Genomic DNA, 22,971 nt, shown 5'->3' on the forward strand with positions numbered 1-22,971 from the left:
ATTATGCCGGGGAAATCAAAGCCTTTGTTTATTCTTTCGCAGACGAAAAAGGTTATTCAAGACTCGGAAACAGGAATCGCAGATTCCGATTAGCCAGAAATCACCTCAAACTAAATAACGGGAGGACGATACCAGTCGCGTAGCATTAACCTGAGCGTTTGACTGCGATACCAGTACAGCACAAACAGCAGGTCTAATAACAAGGTCAGCGCAATCAGCCAGGAAAACTGCCAGTGGCCATGGTGCGCCATTAAGACATGAAAGGCAGCATCAACAACCAGACTGAGTATCACCAGCACACGAACGGCACTGAAGAGTCTTCGTGCCCGCGTATCAAACAGCTTATGACGCCAGAACACCATGCCTATGATGATCAGTGCCGGCAGGCCCAGCAACAAACTAAAATAGAAATAGCCTTTATCAGGGTAAAACAATGACAAAATGAGGCTGGGATCCTGGCGATAAGACAGTGACGCAATGAACACCAGATAGCCGCGCATCAGAAACAGCAAGCTCAGATACAACAGCCGATTGGGTTGGATCCTGCCCTGAGCGTCGTAATATTTAAGTGGCAGTATGGCCCGGTGTTTAGACATCGGCGCTGACAACCTTCATATGTAGCGCCGCCGCTCTGCCATATACCCTAACAGCAAAAAAACACTGACAATGCTAATACCCTGATAGACCGAGGGAATCATCAGAATCAGTTGCCTGAAAAACGGTGTCACAAACAAAATAAACGCCCCGTAACCGAAGGCACACACCAGCACGAATACCAGGGTGCGTACCACAAAAGGATACGGCACCAGCATACGCTTGATATGCTTATTCACCACATCGCCATACACCACCAATAACGTAGCCACAAAGGTCATCGCTACCTCGCTGTAGTATGGCTGTAACCACTGCGTCAGCTTATACAGGACATCATGCATGTTACCCGTGCATCCTCTTACGTAGAATCAATATCGATTGGGCGACTTTCGCACCTGACACCCTGCTCGCCCGCATCGCACCTGACACCCTGCTCGCCCGCATCGCATCAGACGCCATGCTGAGCGAACAGGGACAACATTTGTTCTTCGCTCATTACCTCAACTCCCAGCTCTGTGGCCTTGGTGAGTTTTGAGCCGGCTTTTTCGCCTGCGACCAGGTAGTCGGTACTTACAGAAACACTGCCTGTCACTTTTGCGCCAAGTTGTTGAAGTTTTGCTTTTGCTTCACTGCGGCCCATGGCCGAGAGTGTGCCGGTCAGCACAAAGGTTTTCTCTTTTAAAGGCTGCTCCGCTTCATCGGGCACCTCAATGGCAGGCCAGTACACCCCTTCTGCCAGCAGTTCTTCGACCACTTGGGCGTTATGAGCTTCGGCAAAGAAATTGACGATATGCCGGGCCACCACTTCACCCACATCATTGACTTGCTGCAACTGCTCCAGATCCGCCTGTTGTATCGACTCAAGGGTACCAAAATGCAGCGCCAGATTGCTCGCAGTGGCCTCGCCCACTTCGCGAATACCGAGCGCATACAGAAACCTCGGCAAGGTGGTCTGCTTGGCCTTTTCCAGCGCCTTAAGCAAATTGGCCGCTGACTTTTCTCCCATGCGTTCCATGCCAATCAGCTGGGCCATGTCCAGACGAAACAACTGTGCAGGTGTATGCACTTTATCCTGCTCTACCAGTTGCTCGATCAGTTTGTCTCCCAAGCCATCAATATCGAATGCCTTGCGTGAGGCAAAATGTTTCAGCGCTTCTTTTCGCTGGGCTGCACAGACCAGCCCCCCGGTACAACGGGCGACCGCTTCAGCCTCCAGCTTTTCGATTCTGGAATCACAGATAGGACAACGCTCTGGAAAAACGATATCGCGCACGTTCTCGGGACGCTTGGCCGCAATCACCGAGACCACCTGAGGGATCACATCCCCCGCCCGGCGGATGATGACCTTATCACCGATTTTTATACCCAGACGCTGAATTTCGTCCTGGTTATGTAAGGTTGCATTGGACACCACCACGCCCCCCACCGTGACAGGCTTTAAGCGCGCAACGGGGGTAATAGCGCCGGTACGTCCCACCTGAAATTCCACATCCAGCAGTTCGGTCATTTGCTCCTGCGCCGGGAACTTCCAGGCAATGGCCCAGCGCGGTGCGCGAGCCACAAAGCCGAGGCGTTGCTGCAAGTCAATGCTGTCAATTTTTAGTACCAGACCGTCGATTTCATAGTCCAGGCTATCGCGCCGGGCCAGAATTTTGTCATAAAAGGCTTCGCAGCCGGCACGATCCTCAGCAAGGCCGGTTTCAGGGCATAATGGCAGTCCCCAGTCCCTGAGTTGTTGCAGACGTTGATAGTGACTGTTGGCGAGTGGGCCTTGTTCTCCTTCTACCAGCCCCATCGCGTAAACATAAATCCTCAGAGGCCGTTTAGCGGTAATGCGCGAGTCCAGCTGGCGCAGGCTGCCCGCCGCGGCATTTCTGGGGTTGGCAAACACCTTGGCCCCTCTTTTTCGCTGGTTGTCATTGAGCGCTTCAAAGCCGGCTTTGGTCATAAACACCTCGCCTCGCACTTCCAGACGTTGCGGAAAGTCTTTACCTCGCAGGCTAAGTGGCAAATTAGCAATGGTTTTCACATTGGCGGTAATGTTTTCACCGGTACGGCCATCGCCCCGGGTTGCCCCCCTGACCAGCTTGCCATCTTCATACAATAAACTGACTGCCAGGCCATCCAGCTTAGGCTCACAACACCAGGTCAGCTGGCTCTGGTCTTTGAGCCTATCATTCACGCGCTTTTCAAACGCCGCAAAAGACGCTGCATCGAACGCATTATCCAGCGACAACATGGGTAATTCATGTTCCACTTCACCAAAGGCACTGACCGGGGCGGCGCCAACCTTCTGTGTCGGCGAATCGGCGCTGATCAGCTGCGGGTGTTCAGTCTCCAGCGCTTTTAAACGCTCCATCAGCCGATCATACTCGGCATCCGGTACCGTGGGATTATCCAGTACGTAGTACTGGTAGTTGTATTCGTTTAACTGCGCCCTTAACTGGGCCAACTCTTGTTCAATCTGCATCGTGGTCAGGCTTTGGTCACTTAAAATCGATGTTGTTTGGTCATGCTAGCCCCGCTGATCAGTAGGATGAGCATGCTTGGCATAAAAGATAGGGCTTAGCAGTCGAAGGGCCAGGCATAACGCGGGCCTAATTGGCCCGCTTTATCATACGCTGTCGTTCAAATTCGCGGATCTTCTCCACATACTGTTGCAGGCTCTGTTTGGTCAGTGCGCTGCGCCGTCCGTCCAGTACCTGTGCGCCGAATTCATCGGCCAGCTTACGTGCGGCATTGTGCATCATGTTGAAGACCTGATGCGGATCCCCCTCAATGGGCAAAATCATAAACAATGACACGCCCTGAGTAGTAAAAGTTTCCATGTTGTCGATGTCAAACACACCGGGCTTGAACATATTGGCCAGACTGAATAACACCGGTCCTTTGCCATTGCTGTTCACATGCCGGTGGAAGATATCCTGATCGCCGAACTTGAACCCCAAAGTTAATAATGACGGCAACAGCGCTGAACCCGGAATCGGCTTGCCATCGGGTGCTTTTACGTTGAGTACCAGCACTTCCTGCGAAGGTGGTTTGCTTGGGGCCGCTTGCTCACTGCGCGGTGCCGTCTGCTGCTGCGACTCTGGCTGAGGTTCTGGCTCATCAAAGTCGATGCGCATCTGATCTTCTGCCAGTCGGGCACCGCTAAGACGCGGCTCCTTGCGTTTAGGCTCGGCTTTGGTGATATCTGGCTTTTTACGTTTCACCAGTTTTCGTGCCTGTTCTGCAAAAATGCCGCCAGCACCGGACACCTGCGGTTCGCTTTTTGTTGAGGCGTCAGAGGCTGGCTCTTGGGTTTCTATGTGCGGCTTTTCTGACGCTGCCTCAGTCGGATTTTTAACGGCATCACGGGCGCTGGCAGTGAATGCCTCGCTGGTATCAGCCTCACGGGGCGTGTCAGATATCGCGGTGTCAGTGCTGCCAATCACCGGCTCTTTGCGCCCGGCAGGTGAACCGGCAGAGGTCTGATAGTGTTCTGTTCTGAGTAAGAATGATGGTGGTTCAGGCACATCGGCGCTATCGCTATCACTGCGCTCGTCATTGACTGAGGAGGCCTTAAAGCTACTTGTCGTCGCCCGTGACGGATTAAATTCTTCAGGCTCTGATGCCTGAGCACTGAATTCTGCGCTTGCGGTGGAGGCATCCATAGCGGCAACCGTATCGGCGCTGTCATCGGTCTGTTCAGATCTGCTGCTGACCACCCTGACGGGCCCGACTCCGAGATCGTCAAAATCTTCATCAGGCGCTTTGTCACCCAGTTCAAAGTCCGCATCGTGGCGTGAATCACGATAATGCAAATGGGCCGTTTGCGGTTTTTCGCGTTCGCTGCTGCGCTTTTTGCGCACCGTCCACAGACCATGGGCAAGGATTGCGACGATGGCCACGGCTCCGAATATAAGAAAGGTCAGGCGTAATTCTTCCATTTTATAATTTTAATTCAGCTTATAGTTCAGCAAGGGCAATTGCCTCATCCACATCGACCGCTACCATCCGAGACACTCCGGGCTCGGCCATGGTAACGCCGGTAAGATGCTTAGCCATTTCCATTGCGATTTTGTTATGGGTGATATAAATAAATTGTACCGTATTGGACATCTCGGAAACCAGATTACAAAAGCGTCCTACATTGGCATCGTCCAACGGTGCGTCCACCTCATCCAGCAAACAAAAGGGTGCCGGGTTGAGCCTGAAAATCGCGAACACCAATGATAAAGCGGTCAGGGCTTTTTCTCCACCACTTAACAGGTGAATGGTGCTGTTTTTCTTGCCTGGCGGCCTCGCCATAATGGTCACACCGGTTTCCAGCAAGTCATCGTCGGTCAGCTCCAGATAGGCAGAGCCGCCACCAAAGACTTTCGGAAATAATGTTTTAAGATCGTCATTGACCCGCTCAAAGGTATCACGAAAACGGCTTCGGGTTTCTCTGTCTATCTTGCGAATGGCATTATCTAACGTCTCCAGCGCTTCTGTCAGATCCTGATATTGATCATCCAGGTGCTGTTTACGTTCGGCCTGCACTTCATATTCTTCCACCGCCGCAAGATTCACCGCACCAAGGCGTGATACCGCTGCGCTGATTTTATCCAGCTCCTGTTGCCAATGATTTTCCTCAGCGTTTTCGTCAATATTCTCGAGTATGACTTTAACACTTTGCCGCATCTCATCGAGTTGTTCGATAAAGCTGCTGGCACGTACCCGACACCCCTCGCATTCCAGCTGCAGACTCTGCTGTGCTTCGCGTAACTGATTGATTTGCTCCTGCAACTGATGCTGACCCGATTGTGCCTTATGCAGGTAGTCTTCCACTTCACCGAGTTGCTCAGACAGCTCGGCTTGCTGATTTTCCAGAACCAGGCGCTGCTCCAGCAGGATCTGCAATTGCTCAGACTGCGCTTCGGCGGGCTGTTGCCAGGCTTCTTTTTCTTCTGTCAGGCGCGCCCTGTCCTGTTGTTTATCGTGCAGACGTTGGCGGTGTCGCTCCATAGCCTGCTGTGCATTGTCTTTTTGATTATTCAACCCCTGTACCCTCAGCGCCATATCATGCTGCTGTGTCCGCAACTGCTCTGCCTGCGCCCGCAACTCACTGAGTTGTCGCTGTTGTTCATCCGCACTGGCCTGCACCTGTTGATGGTCACTTTGCAGGTTTTCCAGTTGCATCTCTAACTCTTGCTGCTCAGCCACCATCAATTCCAGATCCATGGCATCCTGCTCAAGCTGCTCCTGTTGCCCATGAACCTGTTCACGCAAGCGCTGATATTGCTGTTCCCGAACCTTGCTATCCCGTTCAATTGCGTCCCGCTGCTGTTCAAGCTGCATCAGTTCGCGTTCTGCCTGCCTGAGCTGTTGTTGCTGCGCTTCGCTGTCAGCTGCGCTTTGTTGCAATACATCTCTGGCCTGGGCTAACTGACTTTCCAATTCCTGTTGTTGCTGGCGCTGTTCATGCAGCTTTTGTTGCAAAGCCGTAATGTCGGCGGCCCGGTCCAGCATGCCGGCGCGGTTATGAGCACCGCCCTGAATCTGCCAGTCACGGCCGAACCACAAGCCTTCACGATTGATGACACTGTGACCCGGCGCCAGTGTCGCGCGCTGCTCAGCCATTTCTGCAGGCTCTTCCACCACTTTAATACAACACAAAAACGACGGAACCTGATCAGATACCACTTTTTGCGCCAGGGTTCCTGGTGGTTTCTCACTCGTCATATACTCTTTCAGCAGCCATTGGCTGCCCGGTAATGTTGGGGGGGCAATCCCCTCTAAAACCGGTGTGCTTAACCAGCTTTGCAGCGCCGACTCGAGCGCCGTTTCCCAACCAGGCTGAGCTTTGAGGCTCTGCCATGCCGCTAAGGGTGGCTGTGATTGCGAGGCAAGCCAGTCCTTTAGCGTATTGTCATGATCCTGAGAGGACTGTTGCAAGGTTTCTAAGGAGGCCAGTTTGCCCTGCCCTTGCTGAAGTTCGCCATTGAGTTGCAGTAGCGCATCCTGTTTTTGCTGCACCTGCTGCTGATGGTCCTGATGCTGGCGACGTGTCTCTTCACAGCGCGACCTTAAGTCCTCAACCCGATGTTGTTGCTGGCTTAAGCGCTGGCTGAGCTGCTCGGTTTCATCCTCTATGTCGGGATGATCACATTGCTGCAATTCATCCTGCAGTTCACGTACACGTTGCTCGGCACGGGCAATCATCGCCTGCTGCCCTTCAATACGGGTTTGCTGGCTTTGGCATTGCTGGCGCACCTGATAATACTGTTGTTCCTGTTCGCGCCACACAGATTGCTGCCCGGCAAAACGCTGTTCTGTCTCAGACAGCTGTGCCATTGCCTGCTCACTCTGCTCTGCCAGTAGCGCCAGTTCCGGCTCTTCAGTGCTTAGTTGCGCATCCAGATCGTCTAAGGCCTGCTGTTCCTGCGCCAGCTGGCTGTCACTTTCGCTGATATCCTGTTGCAAGCGCGCCAGCTGTTCGTCAATTTGCTGCTTGCGCTGTCGGGCATGAATTTGGGTTTGCTCAAGCCGGGTAATGTCATTACCCACCTGAAATACCTGATTCTGTACATCACCAAGACGTTGTTTAAGATCCTGCTGGCGCTCCTGATACTCAAGCATCCCTTTCTCATCACCACGCTGGCGGGCAATCAGACTCTCAATTTTACTTTCCTGTTCACGAATCTGTTGCTCGAGCTGACTAATGTGCTGGCTCTGCTTTAACCAGCGCAGTGCGGCCAGTTCGGCTTTTAAGCGGCGTTCACTGGCTTTGAGTTCTTTATAGCGGCGCGCGGCTGCCGCCTGGCGTTGCAATTTATCCAGTTGCTTAGCCAGTTCATCGCGCACATCTTCGAGACGCTCCAGATTGTCGCGGCTGTGACGGATACGGTTCTCTGTTTCCCGGCGGCGTTCTTTATATTTTGATATGCCTGCCGCTTCTTCGATAAAAACCCGCAGTTCCTGAGGTTTAGACTCGATCAGGCGGGATATCATGCCCTGTTCGATAATGGCATAGCTACGCGGGCCCAATCCTGTGCCCAAAAAGAGATCGGTGACATCGCGGCGGCGGCACTTGCTGCCATTGAGAAAATAATGGGACTGGGCTTCTCGGGTGACCAGTCGTTTGACCGACAGCTCATTGTAATTGGCATATTCGCCCTGAATACGCCCACTGGCGTTATCAAACACCAGTTCTACGCTACATTGAGAGACAGGCTTACGTGCCGATGAACCATTAAATATGACATCGGTCATGGCATCGCCACGCAGGTTCTTGGCCGAACTCTCTCCTAACACCCAGCGCACGGCATCAATGACATTAGACTTGCCACAGCCATTTGGGCCGACGATTGCCGTCATGTCATCGGGAAAAGGAATACTGGTGGGGTCGACAAAAGACTTAAACCCTGCCAGTTTGATCTTTTTAAGCCGCATGTGTCCTTATTATTGTTATCAGGAAGCCGGGTCCAGCGACTGAATGTATCAAAAGTCATCAGGTGTAACAATTGAGTTATGAACCTGCCATCAATTTACATTAAGCTACCCAAGATTAACGTGAATTATTTTCAGCCGGATGATCCTGTAAACTGTTTTTGCCCCTTGCAACTGGCATTTTCAGCCCAAACACCTTAGAACAAGGTGTCTGACTTTTAACAAGGGCGCATGTTGTTTTAAATGTCACTAAACAGTGTCCAGCTATTTTAATCTTATTAAGGAGCCTTATGTCAGCAACACAACCCAAAAGTGGCGTCGGATATTTTATGCAGGGTTTTGATCTGATCCGGGTCAAAGGTCTCAGACGCTTTGTTTTTGTTCCCCTGCTGGTCAATCTGATCCTGTTTTCAGTGGCGTTTTATTTTTTGCTTCAGCAAATCGACGTGGCCATCGTATGGCTGATGGACAGCATTCCAAACTGGCTCAGTTGGCTCAAAGACTGGCTGGCTGTCATCATATGGCCGCTGGCCGTCATCATTGTTCTGGTGACGTTTTCCTTTTTATTTAACAGCGTGGCCAACTGGATAGCGGCACCCTTTAACGGTCTACTGGCTGAAAAAGTGGAACAGCATCTTACCGGACAAAGCCTTGGCGACAGCGGGGTCATGGCGCTGCTTAAAGATATTCCGCGCACACTGGGCCGGGAGTGGACCAAACTGGTGTATTACATTCCCCGCGCACTGGGCTTTCTGATTATCTTTTTCCTGCTGCCGGTATTCGGTCAGGTGATCTGGTTTTGTTTCACTGCATGGATGATGGCGATTCAGTATGCCGACTACCCCTTTGATAACCATAAAGTCAGCTTTATACATATGCGTGACGTGCTCGGCAGCCAGAAGGCCGCCAGTTTTGGTTTTGGCGTAACCGTCACCCTGTTTGCCATGATCCCGGTCATCAACTTTTTAGTGATGCCGGTGGCCATCTGCGGCGCTACCGCCATGTGGGTGGACCGCTTTAAACAACCGGCACTGCAGAGATAACCTATCGACAGGGGCCCGTGAGGGCCTCTTTTTTTATTTGTTGCTATCACTTACCAGTAAAGAGAATCCTTCCTTTGCCCTTCACCATCGAATGCTTCACATCCTGTCCTGCAAGTGCGCTTTATTAGCGTGACGCTTTGTGTAGTTGAGTGGGCCAGCGAACAGACAGGAGTGTTCCATCGGCGTACTTTATCACTTCATCCTGAATTCCATCTTTCATGGCGATTCAGACCCTTCCGGGTAATTAAGCCCGGGAAGAAAAGCTGTGATGAAGCGGTAATAACGGACATGTCGTCCGATTATCATATTCGATTTGAAGGAGATTCAAATGAACAAGTTAAATACTATTGCTTTATGTGCGTTGATCACACCTGTTCTGACCTTAAGTGCAGGTTCTGTGCAGGCGCATCAATCAAATGCTCAGGACAAAGATCGTGAACAGAAAAGTGCTCAGCATGAATACACTAAAAAGCATGAAAACCAATCAGACACCAGGACTATGGCACAGCATAAAAATATGCAGAATACGTCTCTGATGCAGCACCGTGGTTTTATGAGTTCAGCTCCGGTTAATGGTCTGCAAGCGAGTAATCTGCTCGGTGCCGAGGTTAAAACCACTAATAATGAAGAAGTGGGTACGGTAAATGAGCTGATTATTAACGAAAGCGGTCAGATTGTCGCCGTTGTGGTTGGTGTTGGCGGATTCCTTGGCATGGGTGAAAAAGACGTAGCGATTGGCTGGAACGACGTAACCAGAACTGGCACTAATGACGATAAGGAACTTAAAATTGCTATGACGCGTGATCAGTTAAGTTCCGCACCAAAGTTTGAAATTAAAGACAGCAAAGAAACCAAGTACTGATCTTAAGTACTTCACACTTTCGGTGAGATAACTGGCAGGGGCATCCGCCTCTGCCATTTTTATATTCAGCTTAAAGACGCCATTCCCAGGCCTAATTGCCCTGACAGCTCCTTTATTAATTCTGCCCTGTCTATATCAGTAAATGATGCCTAAAACTATGGCTTCGACTCCGCCATGCCGTTGAATGCTGCCATATCTGATTCAGCCACACCCAGCTTCGACTGACTGCCCCGAGTGTCAACCTTATTCACCCTGTTTGGCCCTTGTGCTGTATGAATATCCACGATGCCAGCCTGATTATTATCAGCGGCATTGCCATAGAGCAATTGCACCCCACGCAGATCTCCTGATTGAAGGCCTGTAAAAGCTTCCGTATAGCGAAATGCCATAACCTGTCCCGAAGGGCCGGGATGGTCGAGGCCGATGGCGTGTCCGATTTCGTGAATCAGGGTATAACGGATATCGTAAACATCCTCATCACCGTCGAATCCGATCTTCCACTTGTGCTCAGGGTTCAGACATACAAGCGACTGCTCGATGGCACGTATGCCCTCTTCGGCTTGGTTACCATATGCCACATTGGCAAAGGCGATTCCGCTGGGTTTCCCCTGGGCACCAAGAATAATATCCGCATTACGAGGGTCGTTAATCTCATAAAATGTTAATCCGGCAGCACGCTCCCATACACGAAAGGCCTCAGCGGTCTCATAGCTCAGCCTTTCCTTTGACAGTTCTTGTCCCGTAAGTGATTCAATTGATGCCAGTTCGCCACAGTTACGCGCATCTTCAAAGTGGAGCGCGCTGTCGGTAAAGGCATAACTGACGGTAGCCCCCACTCCCAAACGCCGATCTCCCCACTTGACTTTGTAGCCCTCAAGTTCGAGCAGCCGATAGCCGCCCTCATCTGCATCAGCAAGTAGCGGGGTTAGCAATGAAACAATGCCGGCAAGGAATAATGCCGGAATAAGAAGGGTTGTACGAATAGATGAGCGCATCGCAGTCTCCTACAAAGGTACCTGGCAGCACAGGAGTCAACCAGCGAGACATCCTTGAATACACATGGGGATCCGGTACAGGAAACGAGCAGAGGTGCGCTAGCGCACAGACAATGCGTTCGTTTATGCTCAGTCATAGCTAAGTTTCGGACGTTACTGACAATCAAGTGGGATGTCAATCAATCAGCGGGATACAGGGAAAGCATTCGGTACCCATCAGGACACAGGGATACCTATCACTTGTTTATTTGAGTTTGAATCGGTGGACAGTCGCTTTTTCCTGCCGGCGAGGCTTTGCGCTGTAGCGCACAGAGCCTATACGGATCCGCCTGATCTCAGGCTGGACATACCATTAAACACATCTCGCACAAAGGTACATATTTTATGGCAGGTCTTTTGAGCCCCCACCATTTCGGCGATGGGTAAAATGACTCATCAGGGGTTTGACACTGACCCCATGGACAAGGATAGAGAGCGTCACAACGATCAGTGTCAGAGAAATCAGTTCCAGAGCGAATTTTTCAGGCAAACCATGCTGGATGGCATACATCAGATAGTACAATGAGCCAATACCACGAACACCAAACCACGCCACCATGCTGCGCAATGGCAAAGATGTTTGTGTTCCCAGCATGCCTATAAAGACACTAACAGGACGTACAAACAGGAACAGAAACAGCGCCAGCCACACAGCTCTGAGACTCCAGGAATCAAGAAATAGCGTGCCACCGATAAGCAGCACTAGCATCATTTCTGACAAGCGCTCGAGCTGTTCTTTGAAGAGCAGTGCGCCACCGCTGACTGACGTAGGAGATTGTTCATCCGCCCTTAACCACGGCACTTTCGGTTCCGTTGAGCCCAGATGTGACCGATACGGATTTTGCACGGGGCCGGCAAGTTTGAGCTCAGTCTGACGCAGACTGACCGCAGCAAAAAATACCGCCAGAAACCCCCAGGCATCGACAAGCAGGCTCAGTCCATACGTGACCCCGATAAGGCCCAGTCCTATAAAATTGTCCATCAGGTTGTGATGTGGCAATGCGCCGCGCACTCTGCGTGCCGCGAGAGCCAGTACAGTGCCGGCCGTCAGGCCTATTGCCACTCCGGAGACCGTTGCCCACAGCACATCGTATAGCCACCAGTTGACACCGAATTCGCCAAGATCATGTAAGCCCAACATGCCCAGACCTAACAACACAAAAGGGAATGCACTGCCATCATTCATGCCGGCTTCGCAGGTCAGGGTAAATCGCAGCGGTTCACGATCACCTGCATGGCGGGTCTGAACATCAGTGGCCAGCACCGGGTCAGTCGGTGCAAGAATCGCCCCCAGCAGCACGCCAACCCCTAGGGGAAGGCCAAGCATATAGTAGGCAAATGCAGCGACCATTCCGACACTCAGCGCCAAAGACAGCGACGCCAGCAATATCGGCGCCCGCCAACGACGAAATTCTATGGGCGCTGGCATCTTAACGCCTGCAGAGAATAACGAGATCAACACAACTATTTCAGTAAGCACCTCAAGTAATGCGGATTCCTCAAGGGGGTTGAAATGAAACTGATTTAGCACAGTGGGCCCTAGCAGAATCCCGATAGCCAGGTAAAACATGGCCGGCGTAATAGGTGAACGCTCGAGTACATTGACCGTCAGCCCACGGGCTAGCATCAGGCCGCCTGCCAGCAAAAACCATAACCAGTCAGACATGTCTTATTCTCAGCATTGAAGGTTCATCCCGACGGCCATGTTTATTATTACTATTAGACAGCAGTATGGTTTGTACATGCTGCCCCTCTGTTGTGAAAAACCTGAGCGCATGCACAAAACGCGTCATATAAGCCTATACCATCGCAGAAAACCAGATTGACCTCCGTTCGCTGAGCCTCATACAAGAAAATCCCGACTTGTGGATTAGCCTTTGTGCTGTAGCGCACAGAGCAGCATTCAGACCGACGTCATACTTACCATCATGGTGGCTGGTAAAAAGAGACGACGCTCGTCTCTATTCAACCAACCTCAGCCAGAACACAACCTATCAGTACAGGAAGCACTTCATGAAGATTCGCATTGGTTATGAACTGGTATTCCACTGCCCCCGACCGACCCAGATGCTCCTGGTGCTGAATATTCACCCCTCAAGGGTTGCTGATCTCATTATTGCCGAACAGATATTTTCAGAACCGAGAATCCCCGTTCGCTCCTATTTTGACAGTTACGGTAATCATTGCACTCGCATCATTGCCCCGAAAGGATTGTTGCAACTGTCAACGGATACCGTCATTGAAGAAAATGGGGTGTCCGATACAGTAAATCCCAAGGTAAGACACATCCCGGTTGAACATCTCCCAGACGAGACATTGATTTTCCTGCTTGGCAGCCGATACTGCGAGACGGACAGGTTGGTCGATATTGCCTGGCAACTGTTCGGCAATGAGGTGACCGATTGCTACAGAGTGCAGGCCATCTGCAACTATGTTCATAACCATATTGCGTTTAGCTGCCAGGACGCTCGAAAAACGAAAACCGCGTGGGAGGTCTTTAAGGAGAAAAAGGGGGTATATCGTGATTATGCCCACCTTGCTATCACTCTATGCCGCTGTATGAATATCCCTGCCCGTTATTGTACCGGCTACCTGGTTGATACGGGCTTTCCCCAGCCCCATGCAGAAATGGATTTCGCTGCCTGGTTTGAAGTCTATTTGGATGGCCATTGGCACCTGTTTAATCCACGTAATAATGCGCCCCGCAGTGGGCATATACTAATCGCCCGTGGTCGTGATGCTGCCGATGTCGCTATTACCACCGCATTCGGACCCAATACCCTGGAATACTTCAAGGTACACACCGATGAAATTCAGGAGAGCAGCCCAAGCCATCAAAAAGAAATTAGCTGACTACGTTAGCCAACGCACGGAACCCTTTTCACATTTCAATTACCTTGTGAGTTGGGCGTCCCCTTGAGTTTATGTTCTTGGGCGAAACCTAAATCTAACTATCTTATGGAGATCAGCTCATGAATAAGAATCAAACCCCAGACCAGAAGAATGAAAACAAAGGAAATGTAAAGCAGGACGCCAACAAGGCGGGCGTCGATAAAAGCCGCGAAAAACAAGGCACATCTGAGAAGCATGGCGACAGTCGTGAAGCAGTGTTAGAAGAACTCAATGACAGCCAAAAAAAACAACAACGATCATAACTAAGAGGGAATTGAAATGAACTACACAACCAAAGAAGCTCAAAGCAAGTATGACCGCCCGGATAGCACAAAGGCCTCAGCCACGTTGCTGAGTGCGGCCACCATTACCGGTGACGAAGTTTGTAATATGCAGGATGAAAAACTGGGAAAGATTGAGGATATTATGCTCGATCTGACGGCCGGGAAAATTCGTTACGCTGTGTTGTCAGCAGGTGGTTTTCTGGGGTTGGGCGATCATCTTTACGCAGTTCCATGGACTGCGCTGAAGCTGGATAAAAAGAACAAGCGTTTTATGCTCGACGTCGATGTCGAACGCTTAAAAAAAGCCCCTGGGTTCGATAAAGATAACTGGCCGGATATGGCTGATACCACCTGGAATTCGACCATTGAGTCTTACTACGCGCGATGATCTGATTATGCGCAAAGCTGAGCGCGCAAGGTCGGGACAGTATTATCTGTCCCGACCAAACCCGCCAGGGCCTGCCATGGCGAACGAGCGTTGTTGCAGCCAATAGCGGTTTCACCTTCAACGTTACTTCTCTGGGCAAAGAAATATTGCCCCCTGATTCACCAAAAGGAGATCAACATGGCTACTTATAAGATTGTGGCTTTAGTGTTACTTGTTGTAGGTTTTATCCTGCTTTTCTTAGCCTATCAGTCATCACAAAGCATGGGCGATCAGGTGACAGAAGCCATTACCGGCCGATTTACTGACCCTACAATCTGGTATCTGATCCTAGGTGCAGCTTCGGTAGTGGCAGGGTTTGGCATGCTCTTATTCAGTAAATGACAGGTAATGCTTACTAAAATCACAGCAACTGGAAGTGTTAGCTAAATACTCAGCAGATGCCATGGATGGTGCAACACAGGAATTCGCAATGTCCCAGGACGCGCAGGGATCCGAGGTTGGCAAACAGAAAACAGCAACGCTAAGCGCACCAGCATTGCGTTCGGGTAAATCACTGTTCAACGCGGTTGAGCTTCGCTTATTTCGCTACACGGCCGTTCTTTTTTCCCTGGTTATACTGACTACTCTGGCCGGTATTGTCCTGTGGGCATTCGGTTGGATACTGAGTGTATTTTACAACCTGCTGCTGTCACTTTCACTGGCTGGTATTCTGGCACTAGTACTTTACCCGGTGGTGGAGTTTCTCCAGAGACGAGTTCACTTACCTGCTTTGCTGGCCATCATTGTGGTACTGGTGATCTTCTTCGTCGGTATCAGCGGCCTGATTTTTCTGCTGGTTCCCGTTCTGGTCAGCCAAATTATTCAGTTGATGACGGTGCTTCCCGAAACGCTGGCAAACTGGCAGGAGCATTTCTCTATTTACTTTCCACAACTCAGCGCCATTATAACCTCCGGCGTGCAAAGCAGTGATGCAAAGGAATCGATGTCTGTTATGCCAGATCTGGAAGAGTCTGGTGGAACCATCATGTCGTATATCGGACTATTAGGGGCGATCAGTTTTGTACCCTTGTTTTTATTCTTTACCCTGCGCTCCGGGAGTTTGCTGCGGGGCAAGGCCTCCGAACTGCTATCCGTGTTCCACAAGCCCACGCAGCAGAAGGTGTTGTATTTCCTGGACGTGTTTGTGGAGTACGTCACCACATTCTTTCAGGGGCAATTGATCATAGCCGTGTGCATGAGTGTCCTGTATGCCATTGGCTTTACCTTTGTCGGTCTGGGTTTCGGCATGCTTATCGGGCTGGTGTTAGGGCTGCTGAATATCGTCCCATTTCTGGGTACTCTGATCGGTCTGTTGATGGTCTTACCCATGGCCTATCTGCAGCCGGGTGGTGGTGTTGAGTTGCTGGCCCTGGCGACACTGGTGTTCGCGTTGGTCCAACTGATTGAAGGCTGGCTTCTGACACCTAAAATAATGGCTAACCGTTCGGGACTGCATCCCGCTCTTGTGGTTATCTCTCTGTTTTTCTGGGGCACAATCATAGGGGGCATTATCGGCATGGTACTGGCCGTTCCCCTGACGGCTTTTTTCGTCGCTATCTGGGGTGAAGTCAAAGCTGGCCTGAAACATTCGTTAAACACTCAGGATGACAGACAATAAGCTAACACTAGATTGTTAACGGTGACAACGCGGCAGTATTGCGGAGCTAACTGAGCGCATTTCGATATTAACGAAGGATTAGTCTTTTTTAGCTCGCGAGGATGAATCACTGCGCAGAACATGTTCCAGTTCCTTGGTTGCAGTGATATCGACCAGGGTAATCACCACTCCGTCTATAACATTATCCAGTCGCCGGTAGGGCATAATTTTTACCGTAAACCAGCGGCCATCGGTGGTAGAGATTTGCTTTTCACAAAACACCAGGGTGCTCAGAGTTGTCTGGGCATCGTCGTTGAGTTCAGGATATTCCAAGGTTGTAGTGAGATCGCTGAGGGGTCGGCCGATGTCGCCTTCGCGGATACTGATAATTCCTGAGGCCCGGTCAGTAAAACGACGAAGGTTTAAATTCTGATCAAGAAACAGAATGGCAATCTCAATGCTGTTGAGCAGGTTTTTCATATCGCTCTGCGCCAGGGCCAGGTCATCGAGCTTAGTCTGCATTTCCGCATTGATGGTTTGCAGCTCTTCGTTCATTGACTGCATTTCCTCTTTTGAGGTCGTCAGTTCTTCGTTGGTTGATTGCAATTCTTCATTGGTTGACTGCAGTTCCTCATTAGCAGACTGTAACTCCTCCCTGGAGGCGCGGTTTTCCTCACGCAGCATCTGGATTTCATCCTGGTACTGTTGTAACTCCGCGGCATAAGCCTTGTGCGTGGCAGTTTTTGAGTTGCTTTTATCATCCTTTCTGACCATGGCAGCAGCAACATCGCGAAACACAATCATCTTCATCCCGCGCAGAGCCGTGGGCTCACGCAGCGCCTGTACGGTAATATCAACGCTTTGCGTGGCGCCGCCGGGCAGCTCAACCTGTAACCCCTGCAAATGCAGTGGATCACTCGCATCAGCTGCCTGACACAGGGCTAAACCAATGGGCAACCGCAAGCCTTCACGCACCATCCCATGAAAATTCCAGTTAGCCTTACCGGCAGCCGGTTCCAGATACTTTCCGGTGCGTCCGCTGATATAGACGATATCCCCGTCCTGATTCACTACCACAGCAGCAGGCGCGTAAACCTGCAGCAACACCCGGTCGGCCGCGGCCTGCAGGTTATCATGGGTCGCAAGAGTTGTGTTGTGAGCAGACACGGGAAGCTCCTTAGCTATCCGGGACAGGGGTGGAAAAGATTTTACCGTCGACAGGATATCGCCACTTTGGGCGTTATTCTGACGCTGATAAAGACGTAGTTTCGATTGAAGCGACATAAACAGCTTATCATAACGCCCAACTGTCTCCGAGCTTCCGAGTAACAATACCCCATCGTTGCGCAGACTATAGTGAAACAAAGGCATTAATTTACGTTGTAGACTCTGATCGAAGTAAATCAGTAAGTTTCGACAGGAAATCAGATCGAGACGGGTAAAGGGTGGATCAAGCACCACATCCTGCTGAGCAAATAACACCCGATCACGGATTTCCCGCTTAATCATATAGCCATTGTCTTGCGCATTGAAAAAACGGGCCAGTCGCTCTGGCGAGACACTGTTACTGATTTCTGATGGATATCGGCCCCGACGGGCAGTGGCAATGGCATCAGGGCTCAGATCCGACGCGAAAATTTGAAGGGTGAACTTGTGATGCTGTGGTAATTTTTCCAGTACTTCGATGAAGATCATGGCGAGCGTGTAGGCCTCCTCACCGGTTGAACATCCAACTACCCAGGCCCTCAAGTTGGCGTCTCTTTCTGGCCGCGCTAACAACTGTGGTAGCGCCGTATCGGCCAGATACTGCCAGACCGTTGCATCGCGGAAAAAACTGGTTACCCCAATCAGCACTTCCTTGAACAGCAGGTCAATCTCCTGGGCATTGTGCTGCAAAAAGTCGGCATACAGTGTCAGGGTGGCAATTTCATGAATAGCCATACGCCGCTCAATGCGACGGTGCAATGTGCTGGGCTTATAAAGTGAGAAGTCATGACGGGTTCGCTGCTGCAGTAAACGCAAAATGCGCTGCAACGGCGTTGATTCACGCTCTGGTTCGGATTCAGTCTCTGCAGGCACTGGCTCCGCTGGCTCTGTCTCCCCGGTAATACAGGCCAGAATACGCTCCGGCAAATCACCCGGCGGCGCAATGATATCGGCACAGTTTGCGGAGATGGCACTTTGGGGCATAGCATCGAACTGTGCGCTGTCTGGCTGTTGCACAGCGGTCAGGCCACCCACCGCCTTGATAGCCTGCAAACCTAAGGTGCCATCTGCGCCCATACCCGAGAGCACCACGCCGACGGCTTGATCCCCATGAGCACTTGCCAGAGACGAAAACAGCACATTGATGGGCAGACGCATTCCCCGAGGTTCAGCAGGCTTTGTCAGATTAAGTTGACCGTCGACGACGCTGATTTCGCTGTTCGGCGGAATTACATAGACGCAGTCAGGTTCAATCGACATGCCCTGAGTTGCTTCTTTTACCGACATTGAAGTCACGCGCTGGAGTAGTTCACAGAGCATGGCTTTATGGGTCGGATCGAGATGTTGCACCACCACATAGGCCATGTTGCTGTGCGACGGAATCGCAGCCAGAAATTGCTCCAGAGGCGCCAGACCACCGGCGGATGCCCCGATACCCAGAATACGTGGGCTCACTGCTGGTTTTCCGATAACCTGACCGTCGTCCCCTTACCTATTTGACAAAACGGCGAGGCAGAATCAGGTAACATGTTGGCACTCACAGCAGACCAGCAGAATATGCTCACTGTTTGGCTCCAATGTTGCCTGAAATTGCAACAGCCTGCCCCCCTCTGCCCCAGCAGCCCTTTCGGCTATGCAGCAATCTCTGGCGCGGTTTTGTATGACGTGTTGCAACAAGCTGCGTAGCAAAGGCCGGCTTTGCGGGTTCACAAAGTGGTCAATACGCTGTCCCGGCAGATACGCCTGTGCAACGCCAAAAAGCCCCGCGGCTGCGAGGTTAGCCTGGATAACAACGGCGTCGCGATCAACAACACAATATGCCATTGGCGCGCTGTCATAGATTGTCCGGTATAAATCCAGCTCCTCCACGAGTGCCTGTTCATTGGAAGCAATTTCCTCATTCTGTAGGTCGAGTTCCATCTGATGAACCTGCAATTCATGCAACAACGTTAACGCATCTGTGGCGTTTTCAGGATTAGATGAGAGTTTGTGCAGCAAACGCAAGGCATCAACGCCCATCGACCACTGACCTTTTGTCTGAGTTGTACCGGTCTCCAATTGTGCTTCAGCTTTGTCTCTCAGCTTCGTATAGACATTCGACTGTTCAAAGATTGCAGTCATTGCAGACTCCGGTTCCTACAGTGAGGTTATGGTGGCCATAGTAGCCTATAAGGACAGGGATTAGTACGCAGATTTAGGCTGACTTGCAGCTAGACGTCATTTTTAGCGTGAGTGCCTCTGATGACTGAAGAATCCGGTGCATTTCGGCTTAAACCATGTAAAGGCCGCCAGTTTTGGTTTTGGCGTAACCGTCACCCTGTTTACCATGATCCCGGTCATCAACTTTCTGGTGATGCCGGTGGCCATCTGCGGCGCTACCGCCATGTGGGTGGACCGGTTTAAACAGCCCCACTGCAATCTCAGCCGCCGCAGGAGTAATGACGCCCTCTATTCCGCCTCAGCAGGCTTTCAATATTGGCCTGAAAAAGGCTGGCGTGTCTTACGCCAGCCTTTTTTTATTCGCTAGGCCCCAATTGTGATCTGCTTTTGACCTTTAAACGTTTAGTTAATCTATCAGCGCTGCTGTACCTGTGCTCAGCAACCCTCAAACGGATTTGCAACATCAATAAGTTTTCACCTTTTTATAAGGGGCTCATTTTGCTTAAAAATCTGTTTGCACGCTCAGGACATGACTACTATCGGGAAGTACTGGATCAAGCCATTGATGCGGTGGTCACCATCGATGAAAACAACCTGGTCACCTATTACAACACTGCTGCCCAATCCATCTGGGGGTATCAGGCCCACGAGGTCATCGGTAAAAACGTGAAGATGCTGGTTCCTCAGGCCATTCAGAGAAACCACGATGACTATGTCAATGCCAACCGGCGAACAGGTCAGGACAAGATTGTCGGTAAATCCCGTGATGTACTGATAGAACGAAAAGACGGCAGCAAACTCTGGGGAAACCTTTCATTATCCAAGGTTAAAGTGGGTGACAAAACCCACTACACGGCGTTTGTAAAAGACATCACTGAAGAAAAACAGGCTAAAGACCAGATTGATCAGGTGCTGGAGCAATGCATCGATGCGGTTGTGACCATAGATGAGCATAACAACATCATCTTTTTCAACAAAGCCGCTGAAAACTTGTGGGGCACGACAAGAGAAGAAGTACTGGGTAAGAACGTAAAGATGCTGGTACCCAGAATGTTTCAGTCACAGCATGACAATTTCGTAAATGCCAACCGGACTACCGGTGAGGATAAAATTGTTGGCACCTCAAGGGATGTCGAAATTGAAACTCTGGACGGTCGACAGCTCTGGGGTAACCTGTCGCTATCAAAAGTCCATTCGGGCGATAAAATCCTCTACACCGCCTTTGTGAAAGACATCACCGAGGAGAAAAAAACCCGCGACGAGTTTGCTACCTTGTCGCTCGTGGCAAATGAAACCGATAATTCCGTCATCATTACCGACGCAGACGGTTTGATTGAATACGTCAACCCCGGTTTTATCCGCCTTACCGGATACAAGCGAGAAGAAGTAATGGGCAAGAAGCCCGGGCATGTGCTTCAGGGAAAGCACACCAGCGAAGAAACCAAAAAGCGTATTCGTGAAAAGCTGGATGCCAACGAAGCTTTCTACGAAGAAATCCTCAACTATGACAAAAATGGCCAGGCTTACTGGATCAGTCTGGCTATTAATCCCGTCTTCGATAATGCGGGGCGGCTGCACAAATATATCTCTATTCAGACCAACATTGATGACACAAAGCGTCGATCGCTGGAAAATGATATCCGCATGGAAGCCATCAGTGAGAGTAATATCCTGCTGGAATTTGATGCCAGCGGTAAGCTATCAGCGGCGAATACATTGGGGGTACAGATACTTAATGCATCCTCTCAGCAAGAACTGGTTAAACACCTGCCTTCCTTGTCAAACTTCCTGGAGCACTCAGAATGGGAAAAGCTGAAAAAAGGTGCATTTATTAACACTGAAGTTTCTCTGCCTCTGTGTAACCAGAAAAAGCAGGCGAGGCTGTCTGTTGCCATCGCTCCGGTTAATGACGAAGACGGCAACCTCAGCAAAGTACTCATCTATGGTACGGACGTGTCCGAACGTAACGCCGTGATCGCCGAAACCCATGGTGCCATGTCGACGGTTCTCGGTCGAATAAGCAGTATGATCAGCACCATCAATGGCATTTCCGACCAGACCAACTTACTGGCGCTCAACGCAGCCATCGAGTCAGCACGGGCCGGTGAAGCCGGAAGAGGCTTCTCGGTGGTTGCAGACGAGGTACGTAACCTGGCTAAACGAACCACCGAATCGGCCCATGAAATCACATCACTTATTGATGAAACCAAAAGCCATGTGGACAGATTATCCGCCTACATGGATGACACCCAAACCTGATAGCCGCTGCACACAAACCGGACCGGGGCACGCTTTTGTGCCAAACATGCGTTGTGTGCAGCCCACCGGACCCCCTTTATTAACCTGGCAGATATATACCCTAAGAGCGGTTAATAGCAGTGTACAAAACCATCAACGCCAAAGTTCATTATTTAATTGGCGGCGCGACGGGTATTTCAGTTTTTGGGCTTACCTTTGATTGTTTTCACTGTGTTTTGGGCTGAAATGCCTCTTTCCACTTACTCTGTGCCACCGGATAGAAATAGGTCAGTTGCGATGTTGAAGCATGTTCAGAGAAAACCTGTAACAACATGTCTTTATAGGGAGAATTGGCAGAAATCGCATAGTAGGAATCGACACTGGCAAGAGGCAATCTGCTGATATCTTTTGGGCCTGCGTCGGTCAACATCGACAAACGGTGAACAAAAGGACCACGATAGGAGATCAGATGCTTTGTGCGCCCCTTTAAGAACATTTCCACAGCGTCCAGACCATCAGGTAAATCCACAAAACTGAATCCTCTGCGTTCCAGATCCTGGCGATAGCCGTGATAATCGTAGCCCCTGATTGCCGCCACCGAGTCGGGGCCTGTGTCTGCCTGATGGGTGTACAGGTCCACAAACAGGCGAGTAAATGGCTGTCCAGAGAACAGGGTGCCCGGGGGCATGGCCCGGGTAGATTTGACGTTAACGGTGAGATCCACTTCTGCGGTTTCCATCAGACGAAAAATCCGTAGCGCCGAAGCACACACCACCTGAAGACTCAATCCATAATCAACCAGTATCTCCCTGGTGGTGGTTATGGCCTCGCCGGAACAGGTCTGGGTGTGAGCATCTTTGGTAACATAAGGCGGAAACACAACCGCACCAAAGGTTACCTGCTTCAGTGGTGCTGGCTCTGCGTTAACACAGGTAAAGACCAGCATCAGACAGAGTATCCCGTTTCTGTAGCATTGCCTGAATTTGCCCATAATTAATTTGCTAACCGATATTGCCCACTGAACGACTCCGCTGAGCGTAGCTTAAGGGAATGTCAATCACAGGTAAAACCCTCAGGGGGCATTTGCCAGAAACCGTAGCCAAAATACGACCAATGGCATAGCCCATGATACGCGCTTTGTTCAATATCACCGTTGATCACACCTCCTGCTGACCGCTGTCGATCTTAGTAACGCCCTGCCCCGTTTCACTGCTATCCGGA

General features: G+C 50.7%; 19 protein-coding genes and 1 pseudogene. 9 read left to right on the forward strand and 11 right to left on the reverse strand.

Annotated features, from left to right (window positions below; genetic code table 11):
• Positions 1-110: 110 nt before the first annotated feature.
• The 5 genes from CCY32_RS02200 to CCY32_RS02220 all read right to left on the reverse strand — a co-directional run bounded on the left by CCY32_RS02200 (position 111) and on the right by CCY32_RS02220 (position 8,010).
• On the reverse strand, positions 111-596 hold the full coding sequence (locus CCY32_RS02200; protein WP_088328914.1) for a DUF2919 family protein: 486 nt from the start codon (positions 594-596) through the stop codon (positions 111-113).
• A 15-nt stretch (positions 597-611) separates the two neighbouring features.
• On the reverse strand, positions 612-935 hold the full coding sequence (locus CCY32_RS02205) for a DUF3392 domain-containing protein (protein ID WP_088328916.1): 324 nt from the start codon (positions 933-935) through the stop codon (positions 612-614).
• 107 nt (positions 936-1,042) lie between these two features.
• Positions 1,043-3,064, reverse strand: coding sequence for an NAD-dependent DNA ligase LigA (gene ligA / locus CCY32_RS02210; RefSeq protein WP_088328918.1), 2,022 nt, complete (start codon positions 3,062-3,064; stop codon positions 1,043-1,045).
• Between the two features lie 127 nt (positions 3,065-3,191).
• Positions 3,192-4,523: a cell division protein ZipA gene (zipA, locus tag CCY32_RS02215; protein WP_088328920.1), complete on the reverse strand. Its 1,332-nt coding sequence runs from the start codon at positions 4,521-4,523 to the stop codon at positions 3,192-3,194.
• Between the two features lie 19 nt (positions 4,524-4,542).
• Entirely contained in the window at positions 4,543-8,010 is a 3,468-nt protein-coding gene (locus CCY32_RS02220; RefSeq protein WP_088328922.1) for a chromosome segregation protein SMC, read from the reverse strand.
• 287 nt (positions 8,011-8,297) lie between these two features.
• Between CCY32_RS02220 and cysZ the strand changes: the two genes are divergently transcribed.
• Together cysZ and CCY32_RS02230 are read left to right on the forward strand one after the other, a co-directional pair.
• A complete protein-coding gene (gene cysZ, locus CCY32_RS02225) occupies positions 8,298-9,050 on the forward strand; it encodes a sulfate transporter CysZ (RefSeq protein WP_088328924.1) in 753 nt (250 codons plus the stop codon).
• 328 nt (positions 9,051-9,378) lie between these two features.
• The gene (locus CCY32_RS02230) at positions 9,379-9,912 is read left to right on the forward strand and encodes a PRC-barrel domain-containing protein (RefSeq protein WP_088328925.1); all 534 of its coding nucleotides are present in this window, start codon (positions 9,379-9,381) and stop codon (positions 9,910-9,912) included.
• A 155-nt stretch (positions 9,913-10,067) separates the two neighbouring features.
• On the opposite strand, the gene CCY32_RS02235 is transcribed toward CCY32_RS02230, so the two are convergent.
• Together CCY32_RS02235 and CCY32_RS02240 are read right to left on the reverse strand one after the other, a co-directional pair.
• Positions 10,068-10,907 carry a matrixin family metalloprotease gene (locus CCY32_RS02235; protein WP_088328926.1) on the reverse strand — a complete coding sequence of 280 codons (840 nt, stop codon included), beginning with the start codon at positions 10,905-10,907 and terminating at the stop codon, positions 10,068-10,070.
• A gap of 382 nt (positions 10,908-11,289) precedes the next feature.
• Complete coding sequence (locus CCY32_RS02240) at positions 11,290-12,612, reverse strand: cation:proton antiporter (RefSeq protein ID WP_088328927.1); 1,323 nt, start codon at positions 12,610-12,612, stop codon at positions 11,290-11,292.
• 347 nt (positions 12,613-12,959) lie between these two features.
• On the opposite strand from CCY32_RS02240, the gene CCY32_RS02245 reads away from it, so the two are divergent.
• The 5 genes from CCY32_RS02245 to CCY32_RS02265 all read left to right on the forward strand — a co-directional run bounded on the left by CCY32_RS02245 (position 12,960) and on the right by CCY32_RS02265 (position 16,167).
• Positions 12,960-13,799, forward strand: a complete 840-nt coding sequence (locus CCY32_RS02245) for a transglutaminase family protein (protein ID WP_088328928.1) — start codon at positions 12,960-12,962, stop codon at positions 13,797-13,799.
• Positions 13,800-13,918: 119 nt separating this feature from the next.
• The gene (locus CCY32_RS02250; RefSeq protein ID WP_088328929.1) at positions 13,919-14,101 is read left to right on the forward strand and encodes a general stress protein CsbD; all 183 of its coding nucleotides are present in this window, start codon (positions 13,919-13,921) and stop codon (positions 14,099-14,101) included.
• A 16-nt stretch (positions 14,102-14,117) separates the two neighbouring features.
• Positions 14,118-14,510, forward strand: a complete 393-nt coding sequence (locus CCY32_RS02255) for a PRC-barrel domain-containing protein (protein WP_088328930.1) — start codon at positions 14,118-14,120, stop codon at positions 14,508-14,510.
• A gap of 177 nt (positions 14,511-14,687) precedes the next feature.
• Positions 14,688-14,891 carry a DUF3185 family protein gene (locus CCY32_RS02260; RefSeq protein ID WP_088328931.1) on the forward strand — a complete coding sequence of 68 codons (204 nt, stop codon included), beginning with the start codon at positions 14,688-14,690 and terminating at the stop codon, positions 14,889-14,891.
• Positions 14,892-14,979: 88 nt separating this feature from the next.
• Positions 14,980-16,167 (forward strand): AI-2E family transporter, encoded by a 1,188-nt coding sequence (locus CCY32_RS02265; RefSeq protein ID WP_088329232.1) that lies wholly within the window; start codon positions 14,980-14,982, stop codon positions 16,165-16,167.
• A gap of 78 nt (positions 16,168-16,245) precedes the next feature.
• Here the strand turns inward: CCY32_RS02265 and CCY32_RS02270 are convergent, their stop codons facing one another.
• Positions 16,246-18,807 (reverse strand): chemotaxis protein CheB, encoded by a 2,562-nt coding sequence (locus CCY32_RS02270; RefSeq protein WP_246840502.1) that lies wholly within the window; start codon positions 18,805-18,807, stop codon positions 16,246-16,248.
• A gap of 63 nt (positions 18,808-18,870) precedes the next feature.
• On the reverse strand, positions 18,871-19,473 hold the full coding sequence (locus tag CCY32_RS02275; protein WP_088328932.1) for a PAS domain-containing protein: 603 nt from the start codon (positions 19,471-19,473) through the stop codon (positions 18,871-18,873).
• Between the two features lie 169 nt (positions 19,474-19,642).
• Between CCY32_RS02275 and CCY32_RS17070 the strand changes: the two are divergent.
• Together CCY32_RS17070 and CCY32_RS17420 are read left to right on the forward strand one after the other, a co-directional pair.
• A pseudogene (locus tag CCY32_RS17070) lies at positions 19,643-19,771 on the forward strand (sulfate transporter CysZ); the annotation flags it as partial.
• Positions 19,772-20,010: 239 nt separating this feature from the next.
• Positions 20,011-21,771, forward strand: a complete 1,761-nt coding sequence (locus CCY32_RS17420; RefSeq protein WP_088328934.1) for a PAS domain S-box protein — start codon at positions 20,011-20,013, stop codon at positions 21,769-21,771.
• 205 nt (positions 21,772-21,976) lie between these two features.
• On the opposite strand, the gene CCY32_RS02290 is transcribed toward CCY32_RS17420, so the two are convergent.
• Together CCY32_RS02290 and CCY32_RS17155 are read right to left on the reverse strand one after the other, a co-directional pair.
• Positions 21,977-22,741: a hypothetical protein gene (locus tag CCY32_RS02290; protein ID WP_141096160.1), complete on the reverse strand. Its 765-nt coding sequence runs from the start codon at positions 22,739-22,741 to the stop codon at positions 21,977-21,979.
• Positions 22,742-22,751: 10 nt separating this feature from the next.
• Entirely contained in the window at positions 22,752-22,901 is a 150-nt protein-coding gene (locus CCY32_RS17155; protein WP_168171409.1) for a hypothetical protein, read from the reverse strand.
• Positions 22,902-22,971 lie beyond the last annotated feature (70 nt).

It is taken from the genome of Lacimicrobium sp. SS2-24, assembly GCF_002201535.1.
Lineage (GTDB): Bacteria > Pseudomonadota > Gammaproteobacteria > Enterobacterales > Alteromonadaceae > Lacimicrobium.